16 protein-coding genes are annotated in these 19400 nt (G+C 69.0%); 11 read left to right on the top strand and 5 right to left on the bottom strand.

The window, feature by feature from the left end; translation table 11 throughout:
* The first annotated feature begins 193 nt into the window (after positions 1 to 193).
* The 4 genes from ABNF93_RS23760 (at position 194) to ABNF93_RS23775 (ending at position 7331) form a co-directional block, all read left to right on the top strand.
* The gene (locus ABNF93_RS23760) at positions 194 to 610 is read left to right on the top strand and encodes a DUF5318 family protein (RefSeq protein ID WP_349330365.1); all 417 of its coding nucleotides are present in this window, start codon (positions 194 to 196) and stop codon (positions 608 to 610) included.
* A gap of 67 nt (positions 611 to 677) precedes the next feature.
* Entirely contained in the window at positions 678 to 3233 is a 2556-nt protein-coding gene (locus tag ABNF93_RS23765) for a transglycosylase domain-containing protein (protein ID WP_349330366.1), read from the top strand.
* Between the two features lie 205 nt (positions 3234 to 3438).
* Positions 3439 to 4854, top strand: coding sequence for a glycosyltransferase family 87 protein (locus ABNF93_RS23770; protein ID WP_349330367.1), 1416 nt, complete (start codon positions 3439 to 3441; stop codon positions 4852 to 4854).
* 365 nt (positions 4855 to 5219) lie between these two features.
* Complete coding sequence (locus ABNF93_RS23775; protein ID WP_349330368.1) at positions 5220 to 7331, top strand: mannosyltransferase family protein; 2112 nt, start codon at positions 5220 to 5222, stop codon at positions 7329 to 7331.
* A gap of 46 nt (positions 7332 to 7377) precedes the next feature.
* Here ABNF93_RS23775 and ABNF93_RS23780 read toward each other — a convergent pair whose 3' ends face one another.
* From ABNF93_RS23780 to ABNF93_RS23790, 3 genes are all read right to left on the bottom strand, one after another.
* Positions 7378 to 8505: an alanine racemase gene (locus ABNF93_RS23780; protein ID WP_349330369.1), complete on the bottom strand. Its 1128-nt coding sequence runs from the start codon at positions 8503 to 8505 to the stop codon at positions 7378 to 7380.
* A gap of 37 nt (positions 8506 to 8542) precedes the next feature.
* A complete protein-coding gene (locus ABNF93_RS23785) occupies positions 8543 to 9673 on the bottom strand; it encodes a lipid II:glycine glycyltransferase FemX (protein ID WP_349330370.1) in 1131 nt (376 codons plus the stop codon).
* 294 nt (positions 9674 to 9967) lie between these two features.
* Entirely contained in the window at positions 9968 to 10774 is an 807-nt protein-coding gene (locus ABNF93_RS23790) for a deoxyribonuclease IV (RefSeq protein WP_349330371.1), read from the bottom strand.
* Positions 10775 to 11047: 273 nt separating this feature from the next.
* On the opposite strand from ABNF93_RS23790, the gene ABNF93_RS23795 reads away from it, so the two are divergent.
* From ABNF93_RS23795 to rplI, 5 genes are all read left to right on the top strand, one after another.
* Positions 11048 to 12046 carry a hypothetical protein gene (locus tag ABNF93_RS23795; RefSeq protein ID WP_349330372.1) on the top strand — a complete coding sequence of 333 codons (999 nt, stop codon included), beginning with the start codon at positions 11048 to 11050 and terminating at the stop codon, positions 12044 to 12046.
* A gap of 257 nt (positions 12047 to 12303) precedes the next feature.
* On the top strand, positions 12304 to 12594 hold the full coding sequence (gene rpsF / locus ABNF93_RS23800) for a 30S ribosomal protein S6 (protein WP_349330373.1): 291 nt from the start codon (positions 12304 to 12306) through the stop codon (positions 12592 to 12594).
* Positions 12595 to 12606: 12 nt separating this feature from the next.
* Positions 12607 to 13149 carry a single-stranded DNA-binding protein gene (locus ABNF93_RS23805; protein ID WP_349330374.1) on the top strand — a complete coding sequence of 181 codons (543 nt, stop codon included), beginning with the start codon at positions 12607 to 12609 and terminating at the stop codon, positions 13147 to 13149.
* Between the two features lie 142 nt (positions 13150 to 13291).
* Entirely contained in the window at positions 13292 to 13528 is a 237-nt protein-coding gene (gene rpsR, locus ABNF93_RS23810) for a 30S ribosomal protein S18 (RefSeq protein ID WP_349330375.1), read from the top strand.
* A gap of 14 nt (positions 13529 to 13542) precedes the next feature.
* Positions 13543 to 13992 carry a 50S ribosomal protein L9 gene (gene rplI, locus ABNF93_RS23815; RefSeq protein WP_349330376.1) on the top strand — a complete coding sequence of 150 codons (450 nt, stop codon included), beginning with the start codon at positions 13543 to 13545 and terminating at the stop codon, positions 13990 to 13992.
* A 27-nt stretch (positions 13993 to 14019) separates the two neighbouring features.
* Here rplI and ABNF93_RS23820 read toward each other — a convergent pair whose 3' ends face one another.
* Positions 14020 to 14619, bottom strand: coding sequence for a sulfotransferase family protein (locus ABNF93_RS23820; protein WP_349330377.1), 600 nt, complete (start codon positions 14617 to 14619; stop codon positions 14020 to 14022).
* Between the two features lie 121 nt (positions 14620 to 14740).
* Complete coding sequence (locus ABNF93_RS23825) at positions 14741 to 15583, bottom strand: ion transporter (RefSeq protein ID WP_349330378.1); 843 nt, start codon at positions 15581 to 15583, stop codon at positions 14741 to 14743.
* A 298-nt stretch (positions 15584 to 15881) separates the two neighbouring features.
* Here ABNF93_RS23825 and ABNF93_RS23830 point away from each other — a divergent pair, with 298 nt between their 5' ends.
* Positions 15882 to 17366, top strand: a complete 1485-nt coding sequence (locus tag ABNF93_RS23830) for a serine hydrolase (protein ID WP_349330379.1) — start codon at positions 15882 to 15884, stop codon at positions 17364 to 17366.
* A 432-nt stretch (positions 17367 to 17798) separates the two neighbouring features.
* The gene (locus tag ABNF93_RS23835) at positions 17799 to 19382 is read left to right on the top strand and encodes a M1 family metallopeptidase (protein ID WP_349330380.1); all 1584 of its coding nucleotides are present in this window, start codon (positions 17799 to 17801) and stop codon (positions 19380 to 19382) included.
* The last annotated feature ends 18 nt before the right edge of the window (positions 19383 to 19400 follow it).

Here is a 19400-nt window from a genome sequence, read left to right on the forward strand (position 1 = left end):
CGCCGCCCAGCACCGGACGAGCCTCGTCGCTCGTGGTCGGATACCAGCTCCGATATATCGCATCGATACATCGACGCGATAGGCGTGCACGATAGGTCAGCGAGCCGGTCCGGCGCAACACCCCCATCGGCGTACGAACCGCGCATCGGGCGCGACCTTCAACCCGCTGGCATGAGGCCGTACCCTCGATGCCATGTGGTCCCAACGGTCGGTCGTCGATTACAGCCTGCAGCGCAAAGCCACGCTGCTCGCGCTGTTCGGTGGCCGCGCGACCGTGATGGAGGACGTCTGCGACGCCGACCCGTATCTCCTACGGGCGGCGAAGTTTCACGGGGAACCAACAGACCGGACCTGTCCGGTCTGCCGCAAGGAGAAGCTCACGAACGTCACCTATGTGTTCGGTGACGAGCTCGGGCAGTACTCCGGCCGAATTCGCCAGACCGCCGAACTCGAGGCGATGGCGCGCGAGCACGGGGAGTTTCGCGTGTACGTCGTCGAGGTGTGCCAGGGCTGCGGGTGGAATCACCTCACCACCTCCTACGTCCTCGGCGATGGTGTGCCGCGGCGACCCCCCCGTCGACAGCGCACGGTGGAGGACGAATACTCGTAGACCGGACACTTTGCCGTACCCGTCGGTAGCGCCAGTCGCTGCCGGCCAACCCTAGAGGGACGACACTGTGACGCGGATCCGTTCCCGTGGCGGCCGTGACGACTATCGCGGAGCCACACCTGCCGCCGGTCGGCGTACCGGCGGCAGTTCGTATGACGACGCTCGGCGCGACGGCCGTGCGTACACCGGCGGCGGTGCGAACTCCGGAAACGGTGTGTACACCGGTAACGGTGGCCGGCACACCGACGGCTACGGAAGTCGTCGTGGCCACACCTCCATCGCCGCGCGCGAGGACGGCTACGTCGGACAGCGTGCCGACCGCTTCAGCGGGATGCCCGACGACCGCCCGACCGAGCGGCGATCCCTCGGTCTGGTCGACGTGTTGGACGACGGCTACTCCGGCCGTGCGGGCGACGGTCGCCGCGGAGGACGCGCGAACGGTGGTCGTGCGGGTGGTGGCCGACCTGGTGCACCGCAGGGGCACCGTCGAGGAGGCGCAGGTGGTGGCCGGTCGCACGGCCGGGTGCGGCGTCGCCGGCGTGGTCGCCAGATCCTGATCGGGCTGCTGCTGACGTCCGGTCTCGGCCTGCTCGCGGCGGTCGTGGCGTTCGTCATCATCTACGCGCGCACCGAGCCACCCAACCCCAACGAGTTGGCGACGGCCAATACCACCACGCTGTACTACAAGGACGGCAAGAGCGTGATGGGGTCGTTCCAGTTGGAGGATCAGGACCGGATCTCGGTTCCGCTCGACCAGGTGCCGCAGCACGTCCAGGACGCCATCATCGCCGCCGAGAACCGGACCTTCTGGACCGACAGCGGGATCTCCCCGACCGGCATCGCCCGTGCCGTGTGGAACCAGGCCCGCGGCCAGTCGACGCAGGGCGGGTCGACGATCAGTCAGCAGTACGTCAAGAACTACTACCTCACCCAGGAACAGACCTGGAAGCGGAAGTTCAAAGAGCTCTTCATCACGCTGAAGATCGAACGCACGCAGTCGAAGCAGCAGATCCTGCAGAACTACCTCAACACCAGCTTCTTCGGCCGAGGAGCCTGGGGCATCGAAGTCGCCTCCGACGCCTACTTCGGCAAGCACGTGCAGGACCTCACCCCGCAGGAGGCGGCGGTGCTGGCCGCGATGTTGCGGGCGCCGAACAACTACGATCCGTCGGTCGACCCGACGAACAAGCCTCGGCTCGAGGGCCGCTACCGGTACGTCCTCTCCGGGATGGCGCAGCTCGGCTCCAAGGTCACTTCCCAGCAGGCGAACACGTGGCCGCTACCCAAGATCAACCCGTCCAGCAACAGCAAGACCTATGACGGGCCCAACGGCTTCCTCCTCGTGCAGGTCCGCAAGGAGCTGTCCAAGCTCGGCTACAGCGAACGTGACATCGACTCCGGGGGCCTGAAGGTCACGACCACGTTCGACCCCAAGGCACAACGGGCGATGGAGCAGGCGTTCACGAAGAACTTCCCGAAGAAGAGCGCCAAGGGTGTCCACGCCGGAGCGGCGGCGGTGCGCCCCGGCACGGGCGAGGTCGTGGCGATGTACGGCGGGCCGGACTATCTCAAGCGGCAGTTCAACGACGCGACGCAGGCGAAGCTGCAGCCTGGTTCGACGTTCAAGGCGTTCGCCCTGGCCGCAGCGCTCGAGAACAACATCTCACTCGAGAGCAGGTTCTCCGGAAACTCGCCGTTCGAGCTCGAGAACGGCGACGAGGTCAACAACGAGTTCGACGAGGACTACGGCGAGTACGTCGACCTGACGACGGCGACCCGCGAGTCCATCAACACCGCCTTTGCCGATCTGACCGTCAACGGGCTGAAGCCGGGTGGTGCCGGCAAGGTCGTCGACGCGGCCATCCGGGCGGGCGTTCCCGAAGACACCAAAGGTCTGGACAAGCACGCCAAGGTCGCTCTCGGGTTCGCCTCGGTGTCGCCGACGGACATGGCCAACGCCTATGCCACGTTCGCCGCCGGTGGGCAGCACACGAAATGGCACGTCGTCCAGCAGGTCGCCAAACGCAGCGGCGAGGTCGAATACGAAGCGCCGATCGGACTGGACCGTGCGTTCGACAGTGACGTGGTAAGCGACATCAACTACGCACTGCAGGACGTCATCCAGAACGGTACCGGTGAGAACGAGGCCAAGGCGATCGGCCGGCCGGCCGCCGGCAAGACCGGTACACACGAGGACGAGACCGCCTGGTTCGTCGGCTACACCCCACAGCTGTCGACCGCCGTCGCGTTCTACAAGGACGCCGACGGCGACGGCAAGAAGGAGTCCCTGGACAACGTAGGCGGCCAGGGCACGTTCTTCGGCGGCGGCTATCCGGCGCGGATCTGGACGTCGTTCATGAAGGCGGCGTTGAAGGGTCAGCCCAGGGCCCCGTTCCCGCCGCCGGCCGAGGTCGGCAAGGACGTCAACCCGAAGCCGACCTGGACGCCGACGCCGACCGCGGAGCCAGAGCCGACCGCGACGCTCCCGCCGGGGCCTGGCGAGGATCCGGGCCCGGATCCCAAGCCGACCTTCACCGGGCCAGGTGAGCCCGAGCCGACCCAGTCACCGGAGCCCACACCGACCGAGGACGATGGCTGGCCGCCATGGGGTCGAAACGACTGATCTGCCTGCGTGATCTTCGTACGGTCGCCTACCGAGAGGTAATAGTTCCGGGTCAGACGGGTAAATGAGTCCTCTCCAGGTACCGACAACCGGGGCCCGATAGGGCACGATGGGGCGGAACCGGGACCGACTCGTTCATGCCCCTTCGAGCTGGTGGTCCCGCACCCCAGACAGCCGGTGCGAGGTAAGGACTCACGGAGGCGTGGTGAGCAGGAGCCCGTCGCGGGAAGATCCGCTGGCCCGCTTGGCGACCACGTGGCTCGGGGGTCCGATCGGTCGTCATGCGCGGATCGGTGTCTCCCGGTGGACACCGCTCGCCGTCGCGTTCCTGGTCACGACCGCGCTGTTCGTCATCGGCATCGTCGAGAAGGCCCCGTGCCACGGGCAGGGCTGGCCGCGTGACAACTACGCGTTCAGCCACCTCTGCTACACCGACGTCCCGTACCTCTACCGCGAACGCGGATTCGCCCAGGGCGGGATCGCCTACCTCGACCGCGGGGACTACCCACCGCTTGAGTACCCCGTCCTCACCGGGGCGGTCATGCAGGTCACGGCGTGGGTCACGCAGACGTTCGAGAGCGCTGACGCCGTAGCCGCCAGCGTGTTGTTCAACGACCTGACCGTCGTCGTGCTGTTCGGCTTCGCCCTGCTCACCGCATGGGCGCTGAGCCGGACCACCCCGCATCGTCCGTACGACGCGATGTTCTTCGCCGCCGCGCCGACACTCGCGTTGGCCGGCACCATCAACTGGGACCTGGTGGCGGTGGCGCTGACGACGTGTGCGCTGCTCACCTGGTCGAAGTCCCGGCCGTTCGCGACGGGGGTCCTGCTCGGCCTGGGGGCGGCCGCGAAGTTCTATCCGCTGTTCCTGCTCGGTCCATTACTGGTGCTGGCGCTGCGGTCGGGGAAGCTGCGCCTGTGGGGCGTGACGCTGCTGTCCGCAGTCGCCGCCTGGATGGTGGTCAACCTGCCGCTGCTGCTGTTGGCGCAGGACAGCTGGGCGGCCTTCTGGTCGTTCAACGCCGACCGGGCCGGCGACTTCGGCTCGATCTGGTATGTCCTCGGCCTTGCCGGACACCCCGTGTCGATGGTCAACGCGGCCTCACTCGGGCTCTTCGCACTCGCCTGTGTCGGCATCGCGTGGCTGGGACTGTTCGCTCCCCGGCGACCCCGGCTGGCGCAACTGGTCTTCCTGACCGTCGCGGCGTTCGTCCTGGTCAACAAGGTCTACTCGCCGCAGTACGTCCTCTGGTTACTCCCCCTCGTCGCCCTGGCTCGGCCGCGGTGGCGGGACTGGTCGGTGTGGCAGGCCGGTGAGCTCATCTACTGGGTGGCGATCTGGTTGCACCTGGCAGGGGCGCTGGTTCCGGCCGCCGACGGGACTCCGGACCGGTTCTACTGGCTCGCGGTCGGTGTCCGGATCGCGGCGACGGTCTACCTGTGCGTGATGGTGATACGCGACATCCTCGCCCCCGCGACCGACGTCGTACGTGAGGGCGGGCTCATCGACGACCCGGCCGGCGGTCCGTTCGATCACGCGGCTGACGCGGGCAGGCTCCGGCGCTGGTTCGGTGCCGAGCGGCCAGGACGCGCCCCGGTCGGGGAGGGCGCCACGCCGTGAGCGGGAGAAGGAGGGCGAGCGACGGGCCACCGCCGGACGAGCACGGCGGAAACGGTGACGGTCACGGGCGCTCCAGCGCACCTCCACCTCCTTCCAGCCAGCACGCCCGGCGGCGGCGGAGCGATATCCCTGGCTGGGGCGCGGGCGCCGGGCCCGGCACCTACCAGCCACGGCGCGCCGCCTCGCGTCGAGTCGAGCCGCCCGAGCGTCCGGCGCCCGGCGTTTGGCCCCCACCCGCCGACCCGCCACCGGGTGGCTGGCCTGGCGAATGGCCACCGCGTGTCAACCCCAACGGTCTGTCGGACGGTCCGAACGGCAACGTCAACGGTCCGCCGAGCGGGACGCTGAGCGGTCCGTTGGGGGCGATGTCCGCGCCGCCGTCGGCCGCCCCCGAGCTGCCGCCGACTTTCGGCGTACCTCCGTGGGAGCAGCACACGCCGGCACCGCCATCGCGGGAGCAGTCGTCCCGGGGAGAGCAGCAGTTCGCCTCGGGGTGGGAGCAACCACCTCTGCGCGGCTACGCCACGCCAGTCGAGGAGGAGCCGCCGCGGTGGACCGATCCGCTCGGCCCACCGCAGGGCTGGGGAATGACAAATCCGGCTGTGCCCGACACGAGGAACGGCAACACTGGTCGACATGCGGACATTGCCGCCTGGAACTCCGACCAGTCATGGGGGGCCGAGCCTCGGACCGGCATCGAGGAGGTCAGTGAGCCGGTCACCGATCCCGGCTTGTGGTACGCCGACGCCGGGTCCGGTCTGGCCGGTGGGGGCCACTCGGAAGTCCCGTCGGCGCGGCCACGTATGCACGACGCACTCGACGATCCCACGACAACCAGCCATGCTGAGTGGGTCGACGAGCAGCCGCGGCGTACGCGGAGTGAGGGGTGGACGATCGACAGGCACGAGCATGCACGCGCGCCTGGGCTTGATGACAGCAATCGGTGGGGGGACGACCGTAGCTGGAACGGACGATGGGGCGGCCCGGACGCGGAAACCACGGGCCACCATCTCATCGACCCACCGCCGGGCCAGATGATGGAACAGTCACCGCACCGACGCGCTGACGGCTTGCGGGCCGAAGGCCACCGGTCTGAGGGACCTCGTGGCGAAGGTCTGCGAGGTGAGGGGTTGCCCGGCAAGGGTCTCCGTGGTGAGGCGCCGACCCGCACCGATCCCGTACCCGGTCGGTGGGCCGACGCCCCGCAGGACCGGTCCGGTGAGCGTCGCCGGCACGGCGGCGATCCGCCGCCAGGTTCCCGCCGCGTGGGCGCGGCTCCCGCCGGTGCCTCTGCGGTCGGGTCCAGAGCCGAGTCCGACGGGTACGCCGAGACGCGTTCGCGGATCATGGCCTGGACTCGGCTCACGCCGATCGACCTCGAGGTCCTGCAGTGGTGGTTGCTGACCAGGCTCGGCATTCTGATCGTCGTTCTCAGTGGGCCATTGCTCTTCCTCACCGAAGGCGAGGTCCCCGGCTTTCTCGACCGGTGGAAGCAGTGGGACTTCTGGCACTTCGACCGGATCGCTATCCACGGCTACTTCGCACCAGGGTGGGATGTGCCGGTGGAGGCGTTCTTCCCTGGACTACCGACCGTGCTGCGGCTCGGGCACGCCGTCGGACTGCCTACGGTCATGGTCGGCCTGCTGGTGTCGTTCGTCGCCGGCGGAGTGGCGGCGGTGGCGCTGGCGAGGCTCGCCGAGGCCGAATGGGGTGAAGGTGCCGGCCGGAGAGCCGCCGTCATGTGGATGGTCGCGCCCCCCGCGATCTTCCTCGCCGCGCCCTACACGGAGGCGTTGTTCCTCGGACTCGCGATTCCGGCCTGGCTGGCAGCGCGGCGGGGCCACTGGTGGCTCGCCGCGGTGCTCGCGGCAGGTGCGTCGACGGTCCGGGTCTCCGGACTCTTCCTCGCCATCGCGCTCGCCGTCGAGTTCCTGACCTCCCCCAAACGGCGGGAATGGGTGCAGGGGCTGTGGCTGGCCCTGCCGCTCGCCCCGTTGCTCGGCTACATGGCCTATCTCAAGGTCGAGACGGGCGACTGGCTGCGGTGGTACAACGCCCAGGCCGACGAGTGGTACCGCGGCTTCACCCCACCGAACGAGGCGCTCATGAACACCATGGATGCCGCCGGCGGGAAGGACGTGTTTGGCGACGTCAGCGAGGCGGTCCGGGCCAACTTCGAGTGGATGTTCCGGGCCGAGATCGTCGCGATACTGGTCGGCGTCGTCCTGACCGTCGTCCTGCTGGCCATCCGCCGATGGGGCGAAGCTACCTGGGTCGGCATCCAGGTACTCGCGTTCATGACGTCGTACTGGTTCTTCTCCGTGCCACGGGCATCCCTGCTGTGGTTCCCCCTGTGGATGGGGCTCGCGGCGATCTCGCTCCGTAAGCAGTGGGTGTGGCTGACGTACCTCCTGGTGGCCGTCCCCCTGCTGGGCATGTGGACGTGTGTGTACGTCACCGGCAAGTGGGCCGGCTGAACGTCGACGTCACGTGGGGTCGGTGGCCTCCGACGAGGCGCTCGGGTCACGGGGTGCCGGGCACGGCCTCGTCCATGACGATGCGGTCGAACGTCGTGAAGGTCATCCCGACGTTGACGGGGAGTTCCGCGCCGACCTCGGGAGGGCGTACGGACGACGGGAGGAACAGCACGCTCACCTGCATGTGCGGCGGCTCCGCGAACCATCGCCGGTGGTCCTCGATCGTGAAGGGTGACAGCGCCCGGCCGGCGGCTTCGAGGCCACTCAGCGCGAGCGTCTTGGCCCGTGTGCGCAGGTCGCCCACATGGCTCGGCGCCTCGACGGCGATGCCGTGGGCCGTGCCGCCACTCACGACGACGAGGTGACCGTTGCCGGGCACCTTCCGCTGGCGGTACCCGAACCGCTCGCCGCGGCGTACCGGATGGACGTCGAGGACGTGCGCCTTGGCGTGGAAGGCGTCCCGGTCGGCCAGCCACAGCTTCGTACCGACCCTGGGGCGGAACTCCGTCGCCGGATGCGCGGCGGTGAGCTCCGCCAACTCCTGCGGAGTGAGGTGGGAGACCCACAGCCGGTCGAGCGGCAGGTCGGCCTCGCGGAAGCGTTCGATCCAGCTCTCGACCTCCCGTCGGTGCGCACCGGCGACCGGGAGGGGCAGGTGCAGCGCCCAACCTTCACATCGCACGCCATCGAGGAGCTTGGCGACCATCGGAAGATCATCAGCGGGTATGCCGTGGCGCTTCATCGACGTGAGCAACTCGACGACGACCCTCGGCTCGCCGGGGCCGTCCACCAGCACCTGCAGGTCGGCGAGCCGCGAGACCGTCTGGATGATCCGTGCCTCCGGCACGCCGTCGGTGTCGGTTGCGCTCTGGGACGGCTCCGGCCCCGACGTACGGGCTGCTCCCTGCGGTCCATCGCCCACCCCGTGGAACGCACGCACCGGCGTCAGCACGAGTAGGTCGCCCGGAAACTCGTCCGCCACGCTGGCCAGCTCGTGGTAGGTGCCCACCGCGAGCGTGTCGGCGCCCAGGCGGGCCGCCTCGCGGGCAAGCCGGGCCAGACCGAACCCGTAGCCGTTTCCCTTGGCGACCGGCACGATCCGGGGGTACGCCACCAGCGAGGCGGCATGATGCGCCCGCCAGCGTTCGGTGTCGACGTACAACGTCAGAGCCATGGCAGTGTCCTCACCGTGTGCGGCCTCGTACCCGCGTCTACCCGCGTCGGCTCATGTAGAGGTCGAACGCGCTGTAGAGCAGTCGAGAGATCGGGAGATCCCACTCGCCGAGGTATTCCACCGCCTCGCCTCCGGTGCCGACCTTGAACTGCAGCAGCCCGAAGTGCGGGTCGTCCTCGTCGAGGGTGTCGGTGATGCCGCGCAGGTCATAGACCGTCGCGCCGGCGTCGAGGGCGTCCCGCATCATCTGCCACTGGATGGCGTTGGAGCCGCGGACGTCCCGCTTGTGCGTGGACGAGGCACCGTTGGAGTACCACACGTGGCTGCCCATGCGTACCCACGTCGTGGCCGCCACCAGGTCGCCCTCGTGGTGGGCGAGGTAGAGCCGGATCCGGTCGGGATCCTCGGCATTGAGGGCGCGGAACATCGTCGAGAAGTACGTCAACGGGCGGGGATTGAAGTGGTCGCGCCGCGCCGTCTCGACGTACAGCTCGTGGAAGGCGGGCAGGTCGTCCGCGCTGCCACGGGTGACGACGACGCCGGACTTGGCGGCCTTCTTGATGTTGCGGCGCCAGAGCTGGTTCATGCCCTTGAGCAGGCCGTCCTCGTCACGCCCGTCGAGCGGAACCCAGAAGACGTGGCGCGGCTGGCCCGCCGCGAACCCGGTCGCGTTCTCGGCCGGTGGGCGCCAGCCGAGCGCGCGGAGCTGGTCGGCGACCGCCGTCGCCGCGTGGTCGGTGTGATCGGCGGGGACATCGCCAAGCGCCTGCGTGGCCCCCTCGGCGAGGGCGGTCTTCACCGTGGCCGCGGTCCAGCGTCTGGTGACCACCGGCGGTCCCATCCGGATCCCGAACGCCCCCTGCGTGGTGACGTGCTCGGTGAGCGGCGTCAGCCACCGACCGAGGTCAGGGTCCGACCAGTCGATGATCGGCCCCTCGGGGAGGTACGCCAGTGAGCGGCGCATCTTGGGCAGCCGCCGGTAGAGGACAAGTCCGGCACCGATCACCTTCTCGCCACCGTCGGCGTCATCGACCCAGCCCACCGACTCGGCCCGCCACTCCCGCTTCACCTCCCCCCAGGCAGGGGTCTGCAGGAAGCTGGCCGACTCCAGGGTGGCCAGGAAGGCCAGATGTTCCTCCGGCGCCAGGGTGCGTACGCGCAATGCCACGCACGCGAGGCTACCGGTCATGGGAGAGGTTCGCGGCCGAGTGGCCAGGCTGTCCTGCGCCGAGGCGGTTGGGGTAGGGCCAGGCGGCCGGGTGCCCGGCTGCTGCAAATGACCACGCTGCCCATGCCTGACCTCGGTGAATGACCACGCTGCCCATGCCTATGGGCGCCGAATAGGCGTCGATGCCGGTGCCTGCTGCTAGAGGCATGCTCAGCGTGGTCACTCGCGCGCGCCACGCATTGGCGGAGGCCTGTCCGTCAACCGGAACAGGCGGGACTGGCGCCTACGCTTGGATCAGCCGGCGTCGAGGTGCTCGCGCAGCCAGGCGATGTCGGCACCCTGCCCCTCGGCGCCGCCGGGTGTCTCCACCACGACGGGCGCCCCGGCGGAACGGATCACCGCCAGCAGGTCCTCGGCGGCGATCTTGCCCGTGCCGAGGTTGGCGTGCCGGTCGCGCCCGGAGTCGAACCCGTCCTGGGAGTCGTTGGCGTGCACCAGGTCGACCCGGCCGGTGATCGCCTTCACCCGCTCGACGACGGTGGCGAGCTCCTCGCCACCGGCGTGGAAATGGCAGGTGTCGAGACAGAACCCGATGGTGTCGCCGCCCTTGGCGGACCCGATCGCCTCCCAGAGTCGGGCGATCCGGTCGAGCCGGCGGGCCATCGCGTTGTCGCCGCCGGCGGTGTTCTCGATCAGCACCTGGCAGCGCATCTCGAGCCGGTCGATGGCCTTGCGCCAGTTGTCGAACCCGATCTCGGGATCGTCGTCGGAGAGCACGTGACCCGCGTGCACGATCAGGGCCTGGGCTCCCACGCCGGCCGCGGCGTCGACGAACTGCTGCAGCAGCTTGCGGGACGGGATCCGGATCCGGTTGTTGGTGGTCGCGACGTTGATGAGGTAAGGCGCGTGGATATAGAGCCCGACGCCGGCCTCGGTGGCTGCCGCGGCCAGCCCTTCGGCACCTCCTGCGTACGCGACCTTCGGCGCCTTGTAGCTCTGCGGGTCGCCGAGGAAGAACTGCACGATGTCGGCGGAGCGGACGCGCGCTTCAGCGATCGGGTCTTCCTGATCGACGTGGGCGCCGATGGGCACGCTGGTCATGTTCCGAACCCTACGAGGTGCCGCCGACACCTGTGCGCAGCGGTGCGTACTGGCGCGCGTTGCTGGTGCGGGGTGCTGCCGCCGCCCGCACGTGCGTGGCGCGCGCGCCCCTATATCCCGAGCCGTGTGGCGAGAGACCTCCTGCAGCTCCGACGCCCCGCCTGTGATCCCTGGCCGCGAACCTCCGACCATCGTGCGGCGTACCGGCACCGGAGGGCCTGCGGACGAAGGTGAATTGCCATCGCGGGCCCACGTTCGATCGGAGGAGATCAGATGACCACCAGACGCGGGTCGTGGGCCGTGGGCGGGTTCGTCCGCTCGAGATCGGCTGGCAGACAGGTCGCGTCCCGGGTGGCGCTCGTGGTGGCCGCCGCAGCCGCGGCCCTGCTGGCGGGCGTGGGGGTCGCGGGGCCGGTGCAGAGTCCGGCGAGTGCCGCCTCGGCGACGAAGGTGGACGGACTGAGCTGGATGTTCGAGGAGTCGGCGGAGAACTCGGAGGCGGTCAAGCGGGCCCGTGCCGAGTGTCCGCAGGGCAAACGGGTGCTGGGTGGCGGCGCCCGGATCAACGGCCCCGGCCGGATGGTCCTCACCCGCCTAAGGCCCTACTACGAGAAGACCTACGGCAAGTCCGGCTACGTGGTGACGGCGGCGGAGACCTATGCGGGCAATTCCAAGAACTGGAAGGTCGATGTGTACGCGATCTGCGCCGACCCGCTGCCCGGCTACCACATCGTGACCACGCAGACGGCGAGGTCGTCGTCGGCGAGGCAGGCGACCGCCGCGCCGTGCCCGGGCGGCCAACGTGCCGTCGGATCGGGTGCGACCGTGGGGCTGGACCACGGGCTCGAGGTCGGGGTCGGCCTGCAGGTCGCACGGGCGTCCGGCAGTGGTGACAGCACTCGGGCACAGGCCCACGAGGCGCCGCAGGGCTATCCGTACGACTGGAACCTGTTCACCCACGCCGTCTGCGCCGACACGCCCGCGGGGTACCAGGTCGTTTACGACGCTTCGGAGCAGCGGGGGACCGAGTCGTACAAGGTCGCTTACGCGAAGTGCCCGGAGTACTGGGACTACTCGATACCAGGACTCCCACGCAAGTTCCGCAAGCCGACCATCAGCATGGGCGGGGCGGTGAGCGATGTCGCACCAGCGGACGCCACGCTCCGAACGATCGAACCGTGGTACTTCGACCGGATCATGACCGGTGCCGTCGGTCCGACGGACAGGAGTTGGGACTCGATCGTCTCCCAGGCCATCTGCGTCTTCCGGTAGGTCGCGGGGACTCCGGCGGTCGTGGGTTGCCGTCGGCGCGGAGATCCCCGCGTCGAGACGTTGATCAACGATCACCGGAGAGCAGTACTGGGGCCCGGCGCGCGAGGGTGCACGAGCCGGGGCTGGTAGCCTTTCCGTTCGGTCTGGCGTACGACGCTCGCTCCCATGGCGCGCCCTCAGCCGTCGCCGGCCTGACGCAAGCCCTCCTGCCACGGAGAGACCGTGGCCGCCCGAGTCCAGAGGAGGTGGGGTTCCACATGCGTCGCTACGAAGTCATCGTGATCCTCGACGCCGATCTCGAGGAACGCACCGTCGGACCGTCCCTTGACCAGTACCTCACCCTCGTCCGTCAGGGCGGCGGTTCGGTCGAGAAGGTCGACGTGTGGGGTCGGCGCCGCCTGGCGTACGCCATCAACAAGAAGTCCGAAGGCATCTACGCGGTCCTCGACCTGTCGTGTGAGCCTGCGGTCGTACAGGAGCTCGACCGTCAGCTTGGCCTGAACGAGTCGGTGCTGCGGACTAAAGTCATCCGCCCCGACGCCCGCTGATAGGAGACGTTCATGGCAGGCGACACGATCATCACCCTCGTCGGCAACCTGGTCGACGACCCCGAGCTGCGGTTCACCCCGTCCGGCGCCGCGGTCTCCAACTTCCGGCTCGCCTCCACTCCGCGCACCTATGACCGGCAGAGCGGTGAGTGGAAGGACGGCGAGACGCTGTTCCTCACCTGCAACGTGTGGCGGCAGGCGGCGGAGAACGTCGCCGAGTCGCTGCAGCGCGGCATGCGCGTGGTGGTGCAGGGCCGGCTGAAGCAACGGTCGTACGAAACCCGCGAGGGCGAACGCCGTACGGTCTATGAGATCGAGGTCGACGAGGTGGGCCCGAGCCTGCGCAACGCGACCGCCAAGGTCACCAAGACGACCCGCTCGCAGGGCGGCTTCGGTGGCGACGACCCGTGGCAGACGCCGCAAGGCGGCGGTGGCGGCCGGGGCGGCCAGTCCGGCGGTGGTCAGTCGGGAGGCGGCGACCCGTGGGGCGGCGGCCAGGGCGGTCCAGCCCAGGGCGGCCAGCAGGGCGGGTCCTTCGACGAACCGCCGTTCTGACCGGACCTCCCGGCACCATGACCACCGAGACTCCGTATGTGTCCATCACTGACCATTCCCGCACTGTGCTGTGCCGGTCCCGACGAGTTCGGCTCGCCGGTCGGTCCCACCACCAGCGGGGCTTCTGAGGAGGAGCACCACGATGGCCAAACCACCTATTCGCAAGCCCAAGAAGAAGGTCTGTGTCTTCTGCAAGGAGAAGATCTCCTACGTCGACTACAAGGACACGACCCTGCTGCGCAAGTTCATCTCCGACCGCGGCAAGATCCGCGCCCGGCGGGTGACCGGCAACTGCACGCAGCACCAGCGTGACGTCGCGGTGGCGATCAAGAACTCCCGCGAGGTCGCCCTGCTGCCCTACACCAGCACCGCGCGCTGAGGGAGGCCGCTGACATGAAGCTCATCCTCACCCAGGAAGTGTCGGGTCTCGGCGCTCCCGGCGACATCGTCGAGGTCAAGGACGGCTACGGCCGCAACTACCTCATGCCGCGCGGGCTCGCCCTCAGGTGGACCCGGGGCGGCGAGAAGCAGGTCGCATCGATCCGCAAGGCACGCGAGGTACGCGAGATCCGCGATCTCGGCCAGGCCAAGACGGTCAAGGGCCAGATCGAGAGTCTCGACGTCAAGCTCACCGCGCGATCGGGCGGCAGTGGCCGGCTCTTCGGTTCCGTGACCGTCAGCGACATCGTGGCGGCGGTCAAGGACGCTGGTGGGCCCAACATCGACAAGCGGCGGATCGAGATCACGACGCCGATCAAGACACTCGGCAGCCACCAGGTGTCCGTACGCCTGCACGCGGAGCTCAGCGCGACCCTGTCGCTGGAGGTCGTCTCCGCCGCCTGACATAGGACAGCGGAGCCCAGCGCGCGGTCACTCCCAGGTGCCCCGCGTGTTCAGGTGGGGGAACGGTTGGTCGGGAACCGGCTGTCCGAGGAACTCACACAGCGGTCCCCAGCCCTGGTCGACGCGGTGGACGAGGAGCCGTTCGGGCGCGATGGTCGCTCGGACGGCGTCGTTGTGGCGCCGGAACGCGTCGATCACCTGCCTGCGGTCGTGTGGTTCGCCGCCGAGGCTGCGTTCGACGATGACCCGCCGCGCCATGTCGTTCCACGACCCGGTGGGATCGTCGGTCCACCCGAGCGCGACCGGGCGGTAGATCGTGCTGCTGTAGCTGTCGAACCACTGCGCCGGGTCCCGCACGGTCAGGAGGACCTTCGCCTCTGGGTAGGCGTCGGCGAGCTCGCGCCAGAAGGCGCAGCCGGGCCAGTCGAGTGTCGCGGTGTAGTCGGCGTAGATCCGCTGCCAGTCGAAGGCGGGATCGTCGGCCGCCTGGACGAAGAGTTCGGCCTGCTCCGGGTGCGCGAACACCTCACTCATGTGATGCGGGGTGTAGCCGAGGATGGCGAGTGCGGAGCGCAGGGACACGGTCCCGGTTCGCCCCCACCCTGCCCCGATGAGCTGAAGTGACATCACCGCAAGCATAGGCCGATCTTGCCGGGACGAGATCGCGAACACGGTGCCGCGCGCAGAGCGGCGCCTCCCTCGGTGCCGAAGACCGACTACGGGCAGGATGGGTTCGAGTGCTCGTGGGTCAAGGCGTGCTGACCGGGTCCGCCGCCTCATGGCTGGGTGCCGCCACACCGGAACGCCGGAGTTCGGCGATCTCGGAGCGAAGCGCGCGGACCTCCTCGAGAAGCACCCGGTCGCGTTCCTGTGCCGCGGCCTCCTGCTCGGCCTCCTCGACGGCCCGTTCGGCGGCGATCTCGGCCTCCATCGCGCTCACCACGACCGCGATGAAGAGATTGAGCACGGCGAAGCTCGAGATCAGGATGAAGACGACGAAGAAGATCCACGCCAGCGGTACCTCGGCCATCAGCTCGCGGGCGATGTCGGGCCACGCCTCGCCGGTCATCACCTGGAAGAGGGTGAAGAGCGTGGTGCCGAAGTCGCCGAAGTACGCAGGAACCACCTCGCCGAACAGCTTGGTCGCGATGACGGCCGCGACGTAGAGGATGAGGGCCAGCAGGGCGCCCGTGGACGCCATGCCCGGCATCGCCGCGAGGAGGCCGGACACCACCCGGCGCATCGAACTAACCTGGGAGATCAGCCGGAGCACGCGCAGGACCCGCAGAGCCCGGACGACGGCGAACGGCCCCGACGCCGGGATCAGGGCGATCGCGACCACGGTGATGTCGAAGATGCTCCACGGGTCGCGGAAGAACCGTCGGCCGTGTGCGTAGATCCGCAGCAGGATCTCCACCACGAAGAAGATCAACGCCGCGCGGTCGATCCAGTGCAGTGCGTCCCCGAGTTCGCGGAGCAGGCCGGGTGAGGTCTCGAGGCCGAGTGTCACGGCGTTGAGCACGATCACGGCAGTCACGCACTGCTGGAACCAGCGGTGTTCGACAAGGTTACGGACCTGTTCGCGTGCCACGTACGTACTCCCTCTTCGGTGTAGCCGGCGCAGGTGGGAGGGTAACGAACGGTCGCTACCATGTACGCAGTGTCATCAGGTCGATGCGTACCGTCTGCTGTGGTCACCTCGTCCACGTCCGGACGTGGGCCACCCCGGCTCGCGTAGTTTCCCGCGTGGCCGCGCCGCATCCTCGGTCGCCCACCCCTCTCAGGGGTTCCGCCCGTCCGCGATCCGTGCGTACGGTGGGCCGAGGCGTCGCGAAGCTGCGACCACCTTCACGGGCGGATCCGACCGACCCGCTGAAGGGAGCGTCGACGTGAGGCGACAGGGCACCGGACCGCGCCGCGTCATCGCTGCCGCCCTGGCCGTGATTCTCCTCCCTGGCATGACGGCCTGTGAGGCGACGGGGACGCAGCGGGACGCAGGTGGGTCGGCGCGCGAGAAGGCGGCACCGCGGACAAAGACCGTCTCGGCCACACCGACCCCTACCGACGCGCCTCGTCGCGATGAACGCGGTGGACGCGCTGGACGCGACCGCGGTATGCCGGTCCCGGACTCCGGATCCGCCGTCGACACGACCAGGCTCGCGGCCCAGCTTCAGCAGGCGCTCGACGAGCAGCGCTTCGGTGAGGGCATCGTCGACCTGACCCTGGACCGGCGGACGGCCATGCCCAATGTGGACGTGGCGGTCATCGAGCTCGACGCGTCCGGTCGGCCGAGCGCGGTGGCGAACGCGGTGATGAGCGCGGACCATCCGCACGGAGCGGTGGTGCCGATCGGCGAGAACCTCGGCACCACGAAGGTGCGCTGGCGGCGGTGGGACATCAACGCGTGGGAGGCCGGCAGGGCCGGGACGGAGGACGTCGTTCGCGGGCGCGAGGACGCCCCGCTGGAGTTCATGTCGCCGTATCCCGCGTCTGTCGTGAAACTGATGGTCGGCTTCGGCGTGCTGCGCGCGGTGGACCGCGGCCAGCTCTCGCTCGACGACCGGCTGTCCTACACGGGAACTCCGGAGAACTGCGCCGCGCGGGGGGAGAAGCTCACCCGCGACGTCCGCGACTGGTTCGACCGGATGATCACGGTGTCGGACAACGCCGCTACCTGCGTCCTGCTGGCAAGGCTGCACGACCTGGAGACGGTGGAGCCGCTCAACGCGACGTTCCGCCGGGTCGGCCTCACGACCCTTCAGGTCAGGGGCACCGATCCGGAGACCGGCGGCTGGTGGCTGGACATGAACATGTCCGCCCTCGACACCGCCCGCCTCCTGCTGGTGCTCTCCGGTGCTCCCGGCACGCTTTGGCGTACGCGCGAGGGCGCGGCCGTGACCGCAGACCTGCTGAGCCCGTCCTCCCGGGCGTTCTTCACCAGGACGCTCGGGCAGCAGGGCCTGAACCATGCGCTGTCGACCAGCAACTGGTGCGGACGGGAGTACCCGGCCAGCGGGATACCGCAGCGGGTGCCTGAGCGGTGGATCCGGCGTACGGACGGCACCGTCACGGTGGACGGCCGTGCCTATCGGCAGGACGTACGCCCGTGCAACCGGCGGGCGGAGGTGACCTTCGCGCACAAGACCGGCCTGTCGATGGAGGCGGCTGCCGACGTGGGGATCGTGCGGTCGCTGCCGGGAGCGCCTGAGCGGCACTACATCGTGGCCGTGTTCACGAACCTCGGCCAGCGCTTCACCGACGCGGACAAGCCGGCGGATCCGCCGGGCACCTATCCGGTCGCCTACACCGAGAAGATCGCCAAACTGGGCCACCGCATCGACACGATCATGATCGAGCGGCACGCGAGCCACTAGCGTCCGCAGGACGCCGATGTCGCGGCGGCGTCCGGGAGTGCCGCGCTCTCCGGCTGTGGGGACGCCGGCCGCGCTCTCCGGCTCTGGGGACGCCGGCCGCGCTGATCGGCGGTGACGGGTAGCGGGAGCGCACTGCGCGGACACAGGAGTGCACTGTCGGCGTACCAAGATCACATCCGGGTTGCGAATGCCCGGCCAGGTGTGGAAATTTCCTTCAGCCGTGTGTCACCTTTGGACAGCCGTAGCCGTAAGAGGTCTGTCCAGTGGCCTGAACATGCGCGTCGAACCAGTCGCACCAGTCACTCAAGTCCCACCAGTCGGGTGAAGGTTCGCCACAGCGCGGATTCAGGTCGTTCGGACAGGCTTCGTGCTGCTGGACCCCGCTCCGCCTCGAGCAACTCGATCCGGATCCTGTGAAGGAGATTCCTCACGATGCGTGTGCACTCCCGCGCGAGCAGGCTGCTGCTGCCGGCGGCCGCCGCCATGGCCGTGACGGCGGCTCCGCTACTGCCAGCGGCCGCGGTCGAACCCGACGCCTCGTCGCCGGCCGCTCGTGCGCTGGCCGCTCGTGCCCTGGCCGCGGGCGCGCCGGCACCCGGCGCACCAGGTGTCGGCGACAAGGTGTACCCGAACCTCGGCAACGGCGGTTACGACGTCTCGAAGTACCTCGTGGACTTCGACTACTCCGAGCAGGACCAGACCGTCGATGCCCAGGTCGTCCTCACGGCCCGGGCGACCCAGGAGCTGTCGAGGTTCAACCTCGACGCCGTGGGCCTCACCATCAACGCCGTCGAGGTCAACGGCAGGCCGGCGACCTTCGCGCAGGACGGCGAGGAACTGGTCATCACCCCCGCCTCGGCACTCGGCAAGGGCAAGACATTCGTCGTCAAGGTGAGCTACGGCGCCGACCCGCGCACGCCGGTTCCCAACCAGGGCTGGGTTCCGACCGAGCGCGGCTTCGCCTTGGCGCCCCAGCCGGCGGGCGCGCACGCGGTGCTGCCGAGTAACGACCACCCGTCGGACAAGGCCCACTTCGCGTTCCGGATCACGGTGCCGGAGGGGACGACGGCGGTGGCGAACGGCACCAAGGTCGCCGAGTCGACCAAGGACGGCCGGACGACCGTGGCGTACGTCTCCCGCGATCCGATCGCGACCGAACTCCTCCAGATCGCCGTCGGTGGCTACGAGATCGTCGACCGTGGCGCCGACACCGGCGTCCACCTGCGAGACGTCGTGCCGGTCGAGAAGGTGTCGACGCTCGAGCCCGCACTCTCCTTGACGCCGGGACACCTCAACTGGATTCGGCCCTACCTCGGCGACTTCCCGCTGGAGGCGTACGGCCTGCTGCCGGCCGACACCGACGACCCCGAGGCGTTCGACTTCACCGGTCTGGAGACGCAGACCCTCACGCTCTACAAGCCGGCGTTCCTCACCCAGGAGGAGAAGAACATCGGCTCGCACATGATGCACGAGATGGTGCACAACTGGTGGGGCAACAGCGTGTCACCGGCGTCGTGGTCGGACCTGTGGATCAACGAGGGGCACGCCGACTACTACGGCCTGCTCTACCGGTACGAACGCGGTTGGCCGGACGCGCGCGGCTTCACGACGATGGAGCAGCGGATGAAGTACACCTACAGCCAGGGCGACATCTGGCGGGTCGAGTCAGGTCCGGTGGCAGACCCGAACGCCGCGAACCTGTTCGACAACCAGCGCTACACCGGCGGTGTCCTCGTTCTCTACGCCCTGCGGGAGAAGGTGGGTCCGGAGCCGTTCGCGCAGATCGAGGACGCGATCCTCGCGAAGTACCGCAATGGCAACGTGAGCACCGCGCAGTTCGTCGCCATGGCAGCCGACGTGTCCGGTGACCCGTCGGTCAAGCCGTTCCTCGAGGAGTGGCTCTACGGCACGAAGACGCCGCCGATGCCGAAGCACCCCGACTGGCCCGTCGACCCGGTCCCGACCGGGCCGGTGGCAAAGAGCACGCTCCAGACCGACCGCCTCGGGATCAAGTAGGAACGAATGGAGCAGTCG

This window comes from Actinopolymorpha sp. B9G3 (assembly GCF_040120725.1).
Lineage (GTDB): Bacteria > Actinomycetota > Actinomycetes > Propionibacteriales > Actinopolymorphaceae > Thermasporomyces.

Coding starts and splice junctions, on each gene's coding strand:
- ABNF93_RS23790 (WP_349330371.1), bottom strand. CDS start 10,774: ATGACCAGCGTGCCCATCGGCGCCCACGTCGATCAGGAAGACCCGATC.
- ABNF93_RS23835 (WP_349330380.1), top strand. CDS start 17,799: ATGCGTGTGCACTCCCGCGCGAGCAGGCTGCTGCTGCCGGCGGCCGCC.
- rpsR (WP_349330375.1), top strand. CDS start 13,292: ATGGCCAAACCACCTATTCGCAAGCCCAAGAAGAAGGTCTGTGTCTTC.
- rplI (WP_349330376.1), top strand. CDS start 13,543: ATGAAGCTCATCCTCACCCAGGAAGTGTCGGGTCTCGGCGCTCCCGGC.
- ABNF93_RS23820 (WP_349330377.1), bottom strand. CDS start 14,619: ATGTCACTTCAGCTCATCGGGGCAGGGTGGGGGCGAACCGGGACCGTG.
- ABNF93_RS23775 (WP_349330368.1), top strand. CDS start 5,220: ATGTCCGCGCCGCCGTCGGCCGCCCCCGAGCTGCCGCCGACTTTCGGC.
- ABNF93_RS23760 (WP_349330365.1), top strand. CDS start 194: ATGTGGTCCCAACGGTCGGTCGTCGATTACAGCCTGCAGCGCAAAGCC.
- ABNF93_RS23780 (WP_349330369.1), bottom strand. CDS start 8,505: ATGGCTCTGACGTTGTACGTCGACACCGAACGCTGGCGGGCGCATCAT.
- rpsF (WP_349330373.1), top strand. CDS start 12,304: ATGCGTCGCTACGAAGTCATCGTGATCCTCGACGCCGATCTCGAGGAA.
- ABNF93_RS23805 (WP_349330374.1), top strand. CDS start 12,607: ATGGCAGGCGACACGATCATCACCCTCGTCGGCAACCTGGTCGACGAC.
- ABNF93_RS23795 (WP_349330372.1), top strand. CDS start 11,048: ATGACCACCAGACGCGGGTCGTGGGCCGTGGGCGGGTTCGTCCGCTCG.